Source organism: Streptomyces thermocarboxydus, assembly GCF_024760485.1.
GTDB classification, from domain to species: Bacteria; Actinomycetota; Actinomycetes; order Streptomycetales; family Streptomycetaceae; genus Streptomyces; species Streptomyces cellulosae.
The window spans coordinates 5,104,935-5,118,033 of the sequence record NZ_CP058273.1 but is presented as its reverse complement, the minus strand read 5'-3'; the positions used below and the strand labels follow the sequence as shown (position 1 = coordinate 5,118,033).

Annotated in this window: 12 protein-coding genes and 1 pseudogene; 3 read left to right on the top strand and 10 right to left on the bottom strand. The window is 72.7% G+C overall.

Going from position 1 to position 13,099, the window contains the following annotated elements:
* Positions 1-86: 86 nt before the first annotated feature.
* The 5 genes and pseudogenes from AY578_RS23750 to AY578_RS33885 all read right to left on the bottom strand — a co-directional run bounded on the left by AY578_RS23750 (position 87) and on the right by AY578_RS33885 (position 6,367).
* Positions 87-1,190, bottom strand: a complete 1,104-nt coding sequence (locus tag AY578_RS23750; RefSeq protein WP_258905336.1) for a F0F1 ATP synthase subunit B — start codon at positions 1,188-1,190, stop codon at positions 87-89.
* Positions 1,191-1,303: 113 nt separating this feature from the next.
* On the bottom strand, positions 1,304-1,783 hold the full coding sequence (gene coaD / locus AY578_RS23745) for a pantetheine-phosphate adenylyltransferase (protein ID WP_006130469.1): 480 nt from the start codon (positions 1,781-1,783) through the stop codon (positions 1,304-1,306).
* 26 nt (positions 1,784-1,809) lie between these two features.
* Entirely contained in the window at positions 1,810-2,397 is a 588-nt protein-coding gene (gene rsmD / locus AY578_RS23740) for a 16S rRNA (guanine(966)-N(2))-methyltransferase RsmD (RefSeq protein ID WP_258905335.1), read from the bottom strand.
* 83 nt (positions 2,398-2,480) lie between these two features.
* Positions 2,481-4,616 carry an ATP-dependent DNA helicase RecG gene (recG, locus tag AY578_RS23735; protein WP_258907490.1) on the bottom strand — a complete coding sequence of 712 codons (2,136 nt, stop codon included), beginning with the start codon at positions 4,614-4,616 and terminating at the stop codon, positions 2,481-2,483.
* A gap of 138 nt (positions 4,617-4,754) precedes the next feature.
* Positions 4,755-6,367 (bottom strand): annotated as a pseudogene (locus AY578_RS33885) (DAK2 domain-containing protein).
* Between the two features lie 266 nt (positions 6,368-6,633).
* Here AY578_RS33885 and rpmB point away from each other — a divergent pair.
* Complete coding sequence (gene rpmB, locus AY578_RS23720) at positions 6,634-6,819, top strand: 50S ribosomal protein L28 (protein WP_004924906.1); 186 nt, start codon at positions 6,634-6,636, stop codon at positions 6,817-6,819.
* Between the two features lie 398 nt (positions 6,820-7,217).
* Here the strand turns inward: rpmB and thiD are convergent, their stop codons facing one another.
* A complete protein-coding gene (gene thiD / locus AY578_RS23715) occupies positions 7,218-8,030 on the bottom strand; it encodes a bifunctional hydroxymethylpyrimidine kinase/phosphomethylpyrimidine kinase (RefSeq protein ID WP_020700041.1) in 813 nt (270 codons plus the stop codon).
* Positions 8,027-8,992, bottom strand: a complete 966-nt coding sequence (locus tag AY578_RS23710) for a thiamine-phosphate kinase (protein ID WP_019523238.1) — start codon at positions 8,990-8,992, stop codon at positions 8,027-8,029. Before AY578_RS23710 ends, thiD begins: the two co-directional genes overlap by 4 nt.
* A gap of 206 nt (positions 8,993-9,198) precedes the next feature.
* On the opposite strand from AY578_RS23710, the gene AY578_RS23705 reads away from it, so the two are divergent.
* The gene (locus AY578_RS23705; RefSeq protein WP_004983019.1) at positions 9,199-9,432 is read left to right on the top strand and encodes an Lrp/AsnC family transcriptional regulator; all 234 of its coding nucleotides are present in this window, start codon (positions 9,199-9,201) and stop codon (positions 9,430-9,432) included.
* A 20-nt stretch (positions 9,433-9,452) separates the two neighbouring features.
* Complete coding sequence (locus tag AY578_RS23700; protein ID WP_019523237.1) at positions 9,453-9,953, top strand: DUF3515 domain-containing protein; 501 nt, start codon at positions 9,453-9,455, stop codon at positions 9,951-9,953.
* A gap of 19 nt (positions 9,954-9,972) precedes the next feature.
* Here the strand turns inward: AY578_RS23700 and AY578_RS23695 are convergent, their stop codons facing one another.
* From AY578_RS23695 to AY578_RS23685, 3 genes are all read right to left on the bottom strand, one after another.
* Positions 9,973-11,130, bottom strand: a complete 1,158-nt coding sequence (locus AY578_RS23695) for a D-alanine--D-alanine ligase family protein (RefSeq protein ID WP_019523236.1) — start codon at positions 11,128-11,130, stop codon at positions 9,973-9,975.
* Between the two features lie 94 nt (positions 11,131-11,224).
* The gene (locus AY578_RS23690) at positions 11,225-12,235 is read right to left on the bottom strand and encodes an NAD(P)H-dependent glycerol-3-phosphate dehydrogenase (protein ID WP_019523235.1); all 1,011 of its coding nucleotides are present in this window, start codon (positions 12,233-12,235) and stop codon (positions 11,225-11,227) included.
* The gene (locus AY578_RS23685; protein ID WP_161232511.1) at positions 12,232-13,053 is read right to left on the bottom strand and encodes a lysophospholipid acyltransferase family protein; all 822 of its coding nucleotides are present in this window, start codon (positions 13,051-13,053) and stop codon (positions 12,232-12,234) included. The genes AY578_RS23690 and AY578_RS23685 overlap by 4 nt, the downstream gene beginning before the upstream one ends.
* Positions 13,054-13,099 lie beyond the last annotated feature (46 nt).

The window sequence follows — 13,099 nt, the reverse complement described above, 5'->3', positions numbered from 1 at the left end:
GTGCGTTCCGGGCAGCGTGGATCGCGGTCATACGCGCGACCGAAGAGCCAGGATACTGGACCTTCCGCCCACGGCCCAATCGGACCCTAGAGCCCCCGCTCGCGCTGGTACGCCTCGAGCTGCTCGGGCGTGATCATGCTGGTGTCGAACAGGCTCGTCTCGTCCAGCGCGTACCCCTGCTGGGGCTGCTGCGGGACCTGCTGGGCGGGCTGGCCGTGGTCGTAGGCCTGCTGGGAGTGGTCGTAGCCCTGGTAGGCCGCGTACGGGTCGGGCTGGGCGTAGCCGCCCGCCTGGGCGTACGGGTCCTGGACGCCGCCGTACTGCTGCTGGTAGCCGCCGTAGGGGTCGGCCTGCTGGTCGTAGCCGTACACGGGCTCCGGCTGGGCGTACGGCTGCGCCGGGGGCTGGGGCGGCTGGTCCGGCACCGCGGGCTGCTGCTGCTCGGCCCTGCGGCCCCCCTGGGCGTCCTGCTCGGCGAGGGAGGCCAGGTCGGCGAGGTAGTCGGCGTCGCTGGAGTGCTGGACGGTGGTGGTGTCGTCGGCGAGCGCGCCCAGGTCGTCGGTGGCGATCCGGCCGTGCAGCTTCTGCCGGCCGCGGCCGACCGCCTCCAGCGTCTTGGCGAGCACCGCCTCGAACGCGCCGAGCTTGACGTCGACGTAGGCGTCCGCGTTGCGGCGCAGCGTCTCCGGGTCGTGGCTGCGCTCGGGGGCGTCCTCGTCCTCGTAGCCCTGCTCGTCGAGGCCGGGGCCGGTGCCGAGCAGCTTCTCGCGGCCGCGGCCGACGGAGCCGAGGGTCTTGGTGAGGACGACCTCGAAGTTGGCGAGCTTGGAGTCGACGTAGTCGTCGGCCTCCGCGCGGATCTCCTCGGCCTCCTTGCGGGCCTCCGCGAGGATCCGGTCGGCCTCGGCCTGGGAGCGGCGGGCGATCTCGGTCTCGGCGATCAGCGAGCCGCGCCGGGCGTGCGCCTCGGAGATGATCCGCTCGGCCTCCTGGCGGGCCTGTTCGACCATCTGCTCGCGGCCGCCGATCAACTCCTCGGCCTGGGCGAGGGAGTCGGGCAGCGCCGCGCGCACCTCGTCGAGCATGGCGAGCAGTTCGGCGCGGTTGACCACGCACGACGCCGACATGGGCATCGACCGGGCACTGGAGACCGCGGCGACGATCTCGTCCAGCTTCTTCTGCACGTCCACCGTGTGCTCGCCACTCTCTACAGCTGTGTTGGAGACGGACGGGACGACTGTACGGCCATGGGGCGTCCGGTGGACACCGGATGCCCCCTGACGTCCGTTCCGGCGGGGCGCGTTCAGTCCTTGCGCAGGCGTTCGGTGAGCGCGGTGAGGACCTCGGCGGGCACCAGGTGGGAGACGTCGCCGCCCCAGGCCGCGACCTCCTTGACGAGCGAGGAGGACAGGAAGCTGTAGGTGGGGTTGGTGGGGACGAAGAGGGTCTCCACGCCCGAGAGGCCGTTGTTCATCTGGGCCATCTGCAGCTCGTAGTCGAAGTCGCTGACCGCGCGCAGGCCCTTGACGATGGCGGGGATGTCGCGCTGCTTGCAGAAGTCGACGAGGAGGCCGTGGAAGGCCTCGACCCGGACGTTGCCGTACTCGGCGGTGACGGTGCGGATCAGGTCGATCCGCTCCTCGATCTCGAACAGGCCCTTCTTGGACTTGTTGATCATCACCGCGACGTAGACCTCGTCGTACAGCCGGGAGGCCCGGGCGATGATGTCGAGGTGTCCGTTGGTGATCGGGTCGAAGGACCCGGGACATACGGCGCGGCGCACTGGTGATTCCTCGCTCTCCGGTCCGGTCATCGTGCGTCTTCGCACGTAGAGGCGGCGCGACCGTACCAAAACGTTCCCTCGCCGTAACGACGGGCCCGGATGGCCTCGAAACCCGGCGGGAAGGCGAATTCTCCGCCTCTGGTGCTGCGCTCCACGGTGACGAGGGCGTCCTCCGCGAGCCACCCCTCGGAGCGGAGTGTGAGCAGGATCTCCCGAAGATCGGCGTCGGAGACGGCGTAGGGCGGGTCGAGGAAGACGATGTCGTACGGCCGCTCCGGCGGCGCGGTGCGGACGATCTGTTCCGCTTTGCCGGACCTCACCTGGGCGCCGGGGAGGCCGAGCGCCTTCACGTTCTCCCGGACGGTGCGCACCGCGCGGGCGTCGGCCTCGACGAGCAGGACGTGCCCGGCGCCGCGGGACAGGGCCTCCAGGCCGACGGCGCCTGAGCCGGCGTACAGGTCGAGGACGCGTTCGCCGTCGAGGGGGCCGCCGAGCAGCGACTGCCAGGTGGAGAAGAGTCCTTCGCGCGCCCGGTCGGAGGTGGGGCGGGTGCCCTGCCCCGGCGGGACGGCCAGGCGGCGTCCGCCGGCGGCGCCGGCGATCACGCGGGTCATGTCCTCGGTCCTTGTCGTGGGTGCGGGTCGGTTCGTGCGGGTCCGGGCCGGTCCGGGCGTGCCGGGGGCCGGTCCCCAGTCTGTCAGCCCTTCTCCAGGTACTGCTCACGCTCCTCGTCCAGCAGCGCGTCCAGCGCGGTGCGCAGGGCGGGCAGGCGCTCCAGGTCCGGGTCGGCGGCGACGATCCGGGTGGCCTCCTCACGGGCCTCGGCGATGACCTCCTCGTCGTCGATGACGGCGAGCATGCGCAGGCTGGACCGGGTCCCGGACTGGGCCTGGCCCAGCACGTCGCCCTCGCGGCGCTGTTCGAGGTCGATGCGGGAGAGCTCGAAGCCGTCGAGGGTGGACGCGACGGCGTTGAGCCGCTGACGGGCGGGGCTCGCCTCGGGCATCTCGGTGACCAGCAGACACAGTCCGGGGGCCGAGCCGCGGCCGACGCGTCCGCGCAGCTGGTGCAGCTGGGAGACGCCGAAGCGGTCGGCGTCCATGATCACCATCACGGTGGCGTTCGGGACGTTGACGCCGACCTCGATGACGGTGGTGGCCACCAGGACGTCCACCTCGCCGGCGGCGAACCGGCGCATCACGGCGTCCTTGTCGTCGGGCTGCATCCTGCCGTGCAGGACCTCCACGCGCAGTCCGGCCAGCGGGCCCCGCGCGAGCTGCTCGGCGGTGTCCAGGACGGCGAGCGGGGGCCGCTTCTCCGCCTCGTCCTCGGGGGACTTCCTCTTCGCCTTGGCCCCGTCCTCCTCGTCGCCGATGCGCGGGCAGACCACGTACGCCTGGTGGCCCTTCTCCACCTCCTCGCGCACGCGCTCCCAGGCGCGGGCGAGGAAGTGCGGCTTGTCGGCGGCCGGGACGACATGGCTGGCGATGGGCGAGCGGCCGGCCGGGAGCTGGTCCAGGACGGAGGTCTCCAGGTCGCCGAAGACGGTCATGGCGACCGTGCGCGGGATGGGCGTGGCCGTCATGACGAGGAGGTGCGGCGGCTGCTTGCCCTTGCCGCGCAGGGCGTCGCGCTGCTCGACGCCGAAGCGGTGCTGCTCGTCCACGACGACCAGGCCGAGGTCGTGGAACTGCACCTTGTCCTCGATCAGCGCGTGCGTGCCGATGACGATGCCGGCCTCGCCGGTGGCCAGGTCGAGCAGGGCCTGGCGGCGGGCGGCGGCGCCCATGGAGCCGGTGAGCAGCACGACCTTGGTGGCGTTCTCCGCGCCGCCGAGCATGCCTCCCTGGGACAGTTCGCCCATCATCTCCGTGACCGAGCGGTGGTGCTGCTGGGCGAGGACCTCGGTGGGCGCGAGCATGGCCGCCTGACCGCCCGCGTCGACGACGGCGAGCATGGCGCGCAGGGCGACCATGGTCTTGCCGGAACCCACCTCGCCCTGGAGCAGGCGGTGCATGGGGTGGTCGGTGGCGAGGTCGGCGAAGATCTCCTCGGAGACCTTGCGCTGGCCCTCGGTGAGCGTGAAGGGGAGGCGGTCGTCGAAGCCGGCGAGGATGCCGTCGGGCCTCGGGCGGCGGGGCACGGCCGGGAGCTGGGCGTCCGCGTGCCGGCGGCGGGCGAGGGCGGCCTGGAGGACGAACGCCTCGTCCCACTTGAGGCGGGCGCGGGCCTCCTCGATGTCCGCCTTGGTGTGCGGGCGGTGGATCTTCAGCAGCGCCTCGGACAGGGTGACCAGGCCGCGGCCCTCGCGCAGCGACTCCGGCAGCGGGTCGGCGGCCTCCTGGGCGCTGGGCAGCACGGTCTGCAGCGCCTTGCCGATCTTCCAGGACTCCAGCTTGGCGGTGGCCGGGTAGATCGGGATGAGCGCGCCCGCCCAGGTCTCGACGGTCTCCTCGGCGTCCCCGCGCAGCAACTCGTAGGCGGGGTGGGCGAGTTGGAGGCGGCGGTTGAAGACGGAGACCTTGCCGGCGAACATCGCGCGGGTGCCCGGGAGGAGTTCCTTGTGCGGCTTGTGGACGCCGGCGCCGAAGAAGACCAGCTGGAGCCTGCCGCTGCCGTCGGTGATCGTCACTTCCAAGCGCTGGCCCTTGCCGCGCGGGGCGCGGCTGGAGGCGAAGGTGTGCAGCCGGGCGTCGGCGACCTGCGCGACCACGGTGACGTGCTCGTCCATCGGCAGGTCGGCGAGGTGGGTGAGCTGGCCGCGCTCCTCGTACCGGCGGGGGTAGTGGTGCAGCAGGTCGCCGACGGTGTGCAGGCCGAGGTGCTCGGCCATCACCTTCGCGGTGGCGGGGCCGAGCACTCTCTTCAGTGGTTCGTCCAGTGCGGGCACGGATCCATTGGACACCACTCCACTGACAGAGCGGGGACGGCGGGCCGCCCGCCCGGTCCGCGCCGGGCGGCGGCGGACGGGTCACTCGACGCCGATGAGGAGGACGGAGCCCTGCCGGCCGCCGTGGTAGACGACGGTGTCGACGGCCAGGTAGCCCTCGCGGACCCGGGCCTCCAGGCGTTCGGCGACGGACTCCGGGGCGCCGTCGCCGACGACCAGGGTGACCAGCTCGCCGCCGGCCGCGAGCATGCGGTCCAGGACGGCCAGGGCGGTCTCGGTGAGGTCCTGGCCGATGACCGCCACGTCGCCGTCGACCAGGCCGAGGACGTCGCCGGCCTGGCAGATGCCGGCCATGGTCCAGGACTGCCGTTCGGCGACGGTGACCTCGGCGTACCGGGTCGCGCCGGCGGCGGAGGTCATCGCCACCACGTCCTCGTCGAAGCGGCGCTCCGGCTCGTGCACCGCGAGCGCCGCGATGCCCTGCACGGCGGACCGGGTGGGGATGAGCGCCACCCGGACGCCCTCGGCGCGCACCTGCTCGGCGGCCGCGGCGGCGGTGTGGCGCAGCTCGGCGTCGTTGGGCAGCAGCACCACCTCGCGCGCGTGGGCGCGCCGTACGGCCTGGACGAGCTCGCCGCTCGCGGGCGGCTCCCCGGGGCGGTGGCGCGGCCTCCGTGTACAGGCCGGCAGGCCCTCGCCGGGCACCACGGCCACCACGGCCCGCTGGACGCGCTCGACGGGCGCCCGCTCGGCCCCGCCCGCTGCGCGTCCCGTCACCGAAGTGGGTGATCCGGATCCGGTACGGCCGTCCCGCCTCGACGCCCGCCTCCACGGCGCGCCGGCGTCGTCGACGTGCACATGGACGTTCCACAGGCCGTCGCCGCCGACCACGACGAGGGAGTCGCGAGGGCGTCGAGCCGCTCCCGCAGCCGGGCGACGGCCGCGTCCTCGGCTCCAGCAGGTAGATCACCTCGAAGGCGGGGCGCCGGGCCCGGCACGGCGTCGTCGTCCGCGCAGGGAGCGCGACGTGTGCGCCCTCCGCGCGCGTGCAGCCCGGGCCGCGTGCCGCCGTTCCCCGGGGTCGTCCCGGTGAGCGTCTCGACCAGCGCCGCCAGGACGGTCACCAGGCCGCGTCCGCCCGCGTCGACCACGCCCGCCTGGGCGCAGGACGTCCAGCGGCCCGGGGTCTCGGCGAGCGCGTGCGGGCGCCCTCGTAGGCGGCGCGGGCCACGGCGCCGCAGTCGCCGCGGCGTCCCGGCCGCGTCGGCGGCGGCCGAGGCGACGGTGAGGACGGCCGCGTGCCGCAGGGCGAGGCCGAGGCCGGTCCCGTCGGCGTGCGCGGGGGCGTCGTCGCGGGCCAGCACCTGGGCCATGCCGCGGAGCAGCTGGGCGAGGATCGTCCCGGAGTTGCCGCGCGCGCCGATCAGCGCGCCGTGCGCCATCGCGCGGACCGCGTCGGCCAGGGTGGGTCCCGGATCCCCGCCGCCGCCCGCCTCGTGACCGGCGAACACCGCCTCCACGGCCGTGGCCGCCGACTCCAGCGTCAGATAGAGATTGGTGCCGGTGTCGCCGTCCGCCACGGGATAGACGTTGATGGCGTCGATCTCCTCGCGGGCCCGTCCGAGCGCGTCGAGCGCGAGACCGCACCAGGCACGCACCGCGAGAGCATCGAACGTCTGCGGCACCTGCGGCACCTGCGCCTCCTCGAGCTGCTGGACGTGGCACGCAGCGTAGACGGTGGGCCCCCGCCTGCCGGAAGAGGGCCGCAGGCGGCCCCGTGAGCTGGCATGCTAGTTTCGTCGTACGGGTGCAGCCGTTGTATGCTGCTCCGGTTGCCCGATCCGATCGGGCGTCTCCCCTGGCAACGCCACTCAGATCCTCCGGCTCTTCCGAGTCCTGGATCTGGATCCCGGCCTGCCGGGATCAACCGTAAGTGCATCTGAAGTCTTTGGAGTGACCCGTGGCTGCCAACTGCGACGTCTGCGGCAAGGGGCCGGGCTTCGGCAACAACATCTCGCACTCGCACCGCCGTACGCCCCGCCGCTGGAACCCGAACATCCAGCGTGTGCGTACCGTGGTCGGCGGGACGCCGAAGCGCGTGAACGCCTGCACCTCGTGCATCAAGGCCGGCAAGGTCTCGCGCTGACGCAATCGCTGAGCGCGCGGCCACAGCCGGTATCGCCGCAACGGGCCGGTCCACCTCACGGTGGACCGGCTTTTTGCTGTGCCCGGCGGCGGGGTGTGGGCCTGACGGCCGGGTGACCGACGGGGGCGAGCGCCGCCGCACGCGGCGTTCGATGCTCAGCGGGGCCTGGCGGCCTGGTGACCGAGACCGGGCCCGACGGCCTTGCGCCCGGCGGGGTGTCGATGGCGGCCGTGACGCGTGACTGTGCCGGTCGCGTCGGCCGGGTGCCGCCCGACGGCGCGGTTCGGTCCCGTCCAGGCAGTCGCGGCACGACGCGGTCGTCCCGGGCCGCGGGGCGACGGGACACGTCCGCTCTGCCGCCCTGCCGGGTGGGCCCACGCCCGTCGGCCGTCAGGGTCCTACGCTTCTCCGCGCCGCAGCGCCCACCCGTGATCCACCGGGCCGATGCCCGCGCCCAGGGCGAAGCCCGACGCCAGCGCTCCGGTGACGTACGTCTTCGCCGCCGAAACCGCTTCCGGGACCGTGTGCCCCAGGGCGAGGTGCGAGGCGATGGCGGAGGCCAGGGTGCAGCCGGTGCCGTGGGTGTGGCGGTTGTCATGGCGGGGGGCGCGCAGCCAGTGCTCCTCCGTGCCGTCCGTGAGGAGGTCCACGGCCTCCTCGGACGCGCCGCCGGCGAGGTGCCCGCCCTTGATCACCACCCAGCGCGGGCCGAACTCCAGCACGGCCGCGGCGGCACGCCGCATGTCCGGCTCGGAGGCCACGCGCACTCCGGTGAGTTGCGCGACCTCGTCCAGGTTCGGGGTGACCACGGTCGCCACCGGCAGCAGCTTGGTGCGGACGGAGTCCAGCGCGGACGCCGCCAGCAGCGGGTCGCCGTGCTTGGAGACGCCCACCGGGTCGACGACCTTCGGCGCGTCCGTGTCGGCGAGCAAGTCGGCGACGGTCCCGACGAGTTCGGCGGAGGACAGCATGCCGGTCTTGACCGCCTGTACGCCGATGTCGTCGACGACGCTGCGGTACTGGGCGCGCACCGCCTCCCCCGGCAGTTCCCAGGCGCCCTGCACGCCGAGGGAGTTCTGCGCGGTCACCGCGGTGAGCACGCTCATGCCGTGCACGCCGAGCGCGAGCATCGTCTTCAGGTCGGCCTGGATGCCGGCTCCCCCGCCGGAGTCGGAGCCGGCCACCGTGAGCACCCTCGGCGGCGCGCTCATGACTCGATGTCCCCGAAGTGGTCCCAGCCGCCCTGGGTGGTCCAGGGCGCCCCGTCCACCGTCACCTGCGGCAGCGCGGACGGGTTGAGCACCTCGCCGATGACCTTCCAGCGGGCGGGCAGCTTCACGTCCGGCGGGAAGGTCGCCACGATCGCGTGGTCCTCGCCGCCGGTCAGCACCCACTGCATGGGGTCGACACCGACGGCCTGCCCGATGTCGTTCATCTGCGAGGGGATGTCGATCGCACCGGAGCGGATGTCGATCCTGACCTTGCTGGCCTCGGCGATGTGCCCGAGGTCGGCGATCAGTCCGTCGCTGACGTCGCACATGGCGGTCGCGCCCAGACCGGCGGCGGCCGGGCCCGCGTGGTACGGCGGCTCGGGACGCCGGTGCGCCTCGACGAAGGCGCGCGGGGAGCGGAAGCCGCGGGAGAGCACCGCGTGCCCGGCCGCGGACCAGCCGAGCCAGCCGGTCACCGCGACGATGTCGCCGGGCTGCGCCCCGCCCCGGGTGACGGGCTCCTGGTTGCGCAGGTCGCCGAGGGCGGTGATGGACACCGTGATGGTGTCGCCGCGGACGACGTCGCCTCCGACGACCGCGGCGCCGGCCACCTGGCACTCGTCGCGCAGGCCGTCCATGAGTTCGCTGGGCCAGGTCACCGGCAGTTCGGCGGGCACGACCAGGCCGAGCAGCAGCGCGGTCGGCACGGCGCCCATGGCGGCGATGTCGGCGAGGTTCTGGGCGGCGGCCTTGCGGCCGACGTCGTAGGCCGTGGACCAGTCGCGGCGGAAGTGGCGCCCCTCCACCAGGACGTCGGTGCTGGCCACGACCCGCCGGTCGGGCGCGGAGACCACGGCGGCGTCGTCGCCGGGGCCGACCCGGACCGCCGGGGTGGTGGTGAGACGGGAGGTGAGCTCCCTGATGAGCCCGAACTCCCCGAGCTCACCAACAGTGCCCTTCATTTCCCTTACGCCCCTTCTATCCCTGTCCGTGCCCGGTCGCGGGTCGTCCGAGTCCTCGTTACGGTCGAACTGACCGTCAACTTCTCCCGTGCCTGTACCCCGGCGCGGGGTCCCCGGTTCCCGCAGGTCTCCCCGCGACGAGCGGCGACGCGATACCGTGGCGTTCCTTTTCCCCACATGATCCTCGTGGCCGCCCTGGAGGTTCCGTGGTACAGGCGTACATCCTGATCCAGACGGAGGTCGGCAAGGCGTCGACCGTCGCCGATCTGATCGGCAAGATCCCTGGAGTCGTCCAGGCCGAGGACGTGACGGGTCCCTACGACGTCATCGTGCGCGCCCAGGCCGACACCGTCGACGACCTGGGACGCATGGTCGTCGCCAAGGTCCAGCAGGTGGACGGCATCACCCGCACCCTGACCTGCCCGGTGGTGCATCTGTAGCCCCCGTCTACCCTGTCCCGGTGAACTCCTTCCGTCACCGGCACGCCGTTTGCTCCGCCCTCGCGGTGCTGATCACCGTCGCGGGCTGCTCCTCGGCAGACGACAACGTGTCCGCGGCGGTTCCCAGCCCGGACGCGAAGGTCACCGGGCTGTGTCAGAACCTGGACAAGGTCCTGCCGGCGACGGTGGACGGTGAGAGCCGCGACGACCCCGAACCCGCGTCCGAACTGACCGCGGGCTGGGGCGGCGTGGCGATCATACTGCGGTGCGGTGTCACACGGCCGCCGAAGATGACCGATCCCAAGGTCGCGAACGGCCAGGACGCCGACGCGGTGCCCGGTGGGGTGAACGGCGTCGACTGGCTGATGGAGCGGCACGAGGACGGCGTGCAGCGCTTCACCACCGCCAACCGCGAGGCGTACGTCGAGGTCGAGGTGGCCGACGGGCGGGACAGCACGGGGGTGCTGATCGACCTGGCCCCGGCCGTGAAGAAGGCGATCCCCGAGGGGATCGCCTCCTGACACGCGCGCGGGGTCCGGCTCAGCGCAGTCCGGTGGACCGGCGCAGCGCCGCCTGGATGAGCAGGTCGACGAGTTCCTGGTAGCCGACGCCGGTCGCCTGCCACATCTGCGGGTACATCGAGATGGGCGTGAAGCCGGGCATGGTGTTGATCTCGTTGATCACGAACTCGCCGTCCTCGGTGAGGAAGAAGTCCGCGCGGACCAGCCCCTCGCAGGAGGCCGCGTCGAACGCCTCGACCGCGAGCCGGCGCACCTCGGCCGTCTCCTCGTCGGTCAGCGGCGCCGGCACGACGCCGGGCGTGGAGTCGATGTACTTCGCCTCGAAGTCGTAGTACGCATGCGCGTCCGGCGGGGGGATCTCGGCGGGCAGCGAGGCGCGCGGCCCGTCCTCGAACTCCAGCACGCCGCACTCGATCTCGCGTCCGCGCAGCGCCGCCTCGACGAGGATCTTCGGGTCGTGGCGCTGGGCCTCGGCGATCGCGTCGTCCAGACCGGAGAGGTCGTCGACCTTGGTGATGCCGATGGACGAGCCGGCCCGGGCGGGCTTCACGAACAGCGGCCAGCCGTGCTCGCCGGCGAAGTCGACGATCTTCTTGCGGGCGGCGGCCTCGTCCTGCGCCCACTCGCGCGGCCGGATCACCAGGTACGGGCCGACCTTGAGCCCGAAGGAGGTGAACACCCGCTTCATGTACTCCTTGTCCTGGCCGACGGCCGAGGACAGCACACCGGAGCCCACGTAGGGGATGCCGGAGAGTTCGAGCAGGCCCTGGAGCGTGCCGTCCTCGCCGTAGGGGCCGTGCAGCACCGGGAAGACCACGTCGACCTCACCGAGTGCCTTGGGCACCGATCCCGGCTCGCTGTACACGACTTCGCGGTCCGCGGGGTCGACGGGGAGCACGACCGCGCCCTCCGTGGACTCGGCCAGCTGGTCGACGCTGGGCGTGCGGCGCTCGGTGATCGCCATGCGTTCCGGTTCGTCGGCGGTGAGCGCCCACCGGCCGTCCTGGGTGATGCCGATCGGCAGGACGTCGTACCTGGTCCGGTCGATGGCCTTGAGGACGGCGCCGGCGGTGACCACGGAGATCCCGTGCTCGGAGCTGCGCCCGCCGAACACGACGGCCACACGCGGCTTGCGCGACGGCGAGTCGGGGCTCTGGGGGAGGTTCTCGGTGCTCATATCGCGACGAGCGTACCCGCTGCCGGAGCGGGGATACAGCGCCCGCAACGCCGTGCGTGGGCCGAACGGAGGGGGGCCGCCGTCCGGCCGTCGCTCAGCGTCGCTCCGGCTTCGCGCTGCGCGACATCAGCTCCTGGAGCGCCACCTGAGGGGGCTTGCCCTCGTGCACGATCCCGACGACCGTCTCGGTGAGCGGCATGTCGACGCCGTGCCGGCGGGCCAGATCGAGCACCGACTCGCAGGACTTGACGCCCTCGGCGGTCTGCTTGGTGACCGCGATGGTCTCCTGCAGGGTCAGGCCCTTGCCGAGGTTGGTGCCGAAGGTGTGGTTGCGCGACAGCGGCGAGGAGCAGGTGGCCACCAGGTCGCCCAGCCCCGCGAGTCCGGAGAAGGTCAGCGGGTCGGCGCCGAGCGCGACGCCGAGCCGGGTGGTCTCGGCGAGGCCGCGGGTGATGAGCGAGCCCTTGGTGTTGTCGCCGAGGCCCATGCCGTCCGCGATGCCGACGGCGAGGCCGATGACGTTCTTCACCGCGCCGCCCAGTTCGCAGCCGATGACGTCGGTGTTGGTGTACGGCCGGAAGTACGGGGTGTGGCAGGCGGTCTGGAGTTGCCGGGCGACCTCTTCGTCGGTGCAGGCGACGACGGCGGCGGCCGGCATGCGGGCGGCGATCTCGCGGGCCAGGTTGGGGCCGGTGACCACGGCGATCCGCTCCCGGCCGACCTTGGCGACGTCCTCGATGACCTCGCTCATCCGCATCGCGGAGCCGAGTTCGACGCCCTTCATCAGGGACACCAGCACGGTGCGCGGCGCGAGCAGGTCCCGCCACTCGGCGAGGTTGCCGCGCAGCGTCTGGGAGGGCACGGCGAGGACGGTGAAGTCGGCGCCGCGCGCGGCCTCGGCCGCGTCCGAGGTGGCCCGCAGATTGTCGGGGAGTTCGACCCCGGGCAGGTAGTCGGGGTTGGTGCGGGTGGAGTTGACCGCCTCGGCGAGTTCGGGGCGCCGTCCCCACAGGACGACATCGCAGCCCGCGTCGGCGAGGACCATGCCGAAGGCCGTCCCCCACGATCCGGTGCCGAAGACGGCCGCCTTGACCGGCTTGCTCACGTGCCCAGCCCCTCTTCGCGTACTTCCCTGACGGCGGCGCGCTCGCCCCGGGTGGGATCCTGCCGACCGTTGCGGCCGTTGCGCTGCGCGTGCGTCCGGCGGCGCTGCTCCATCCGCTCGGTGCGCGGGTCGTAGGGCGTCTCGGGGGCCTTCTCGCCGCGGATCTCCTCCAGCAGGCGGGTCACCGCGGCCATGATCGTCTCGGTGGCCTCCTTGAGGAGCTCCGGCGTCATCTCCCGGTCGTAGAAGCGCGACAGGTCGACCGGCGGCCCGGCCAGCACCCTGCTGGTCTTGCGCGGGAAAAGCCGCGGCTTCTTGGCGTACGGCGGGAGGAGTTCGTTGGCGCCCCACTGGGCGACCGGGATGACCGGGCACTTGGTCTGCAGGGCGACGCGCGCGGCGCCGGTCTTGCCGGTCATGGGCCAGCCGTCCGGGTCCCGGGTGAGGGTGCCCTCGGGATAGAACGCGACGCACTCGCCGCGCTCCACGGCGTCGATGGCGGCGCGGAAGGCGCTCAGGGCGTCCGTGCTCTCGCGGTAGACGGGGATCTGCCCGGTGCCGCGCATCGCGGCGCCGACGAATCCCTTGCTGAAAAGCCCGCTCTTCGCGAGGAATCGCGGAACACGGCCGGTGTTGTACTGGAAGTGCGCGTAGGCCAAAGGATCGATGTGCGAATTGTGATTCACCGCGGTGATGAATCCGCCCTCGGCCGGAATGTTCTCCATTCCGCGCCAGTCCCGCTTGAGCAGTACCACCAGCGGCGGTTTGCAGATCACCGCGGCGAAGCGGTACCAGAAGCCGATTCTGCGGCGCGGCACGAGTACACCTTCCTCTTACGGACGACTGGCCCAGGTCCCGGCCCCC

What these genes read in the sequence shown, in the direction of transcription:
- rsmD (WP_258905335.1), bottom strand. Translation starts at nt 2,397, where the DNA reads ATGACCCGCGTGATCGCCGGCGCCGCCGGCGGACGCCGCCTGGCCGTC.
- recG (WP_258907490.1), bottom strand. Translation starts at nt 4,616, where the DNA reads ATGGCCGAGCACCTCGGCCTGCACACCGTCGGCGACCTGCTGCACCAC.
- thiD (WP_020700041.1), bottom strand. Translation starts at nt 8,030, where the DNA reads ATGAGCGCGCCGCCGAGGGTGCTCACGGTGGCCGGCTCCGACTCCGGC.
- AY578_RS23710 (WP_019523238.1), bottom strand. Translation starts at nt 8,992, where the DNA reads ATGAAGGGCACTGTTGGTGAGCTCGGGGAGTTCGGGCTCATCAGGGAG.
- AY578_RS23695 (WP_019523236.1), bottom strand. Translation starts at nt 11,130, where the DNA reads ATGAGCACCGAGAACCTCCCCCAGAGCCCCGACTCGCCGTCGCGCAAG.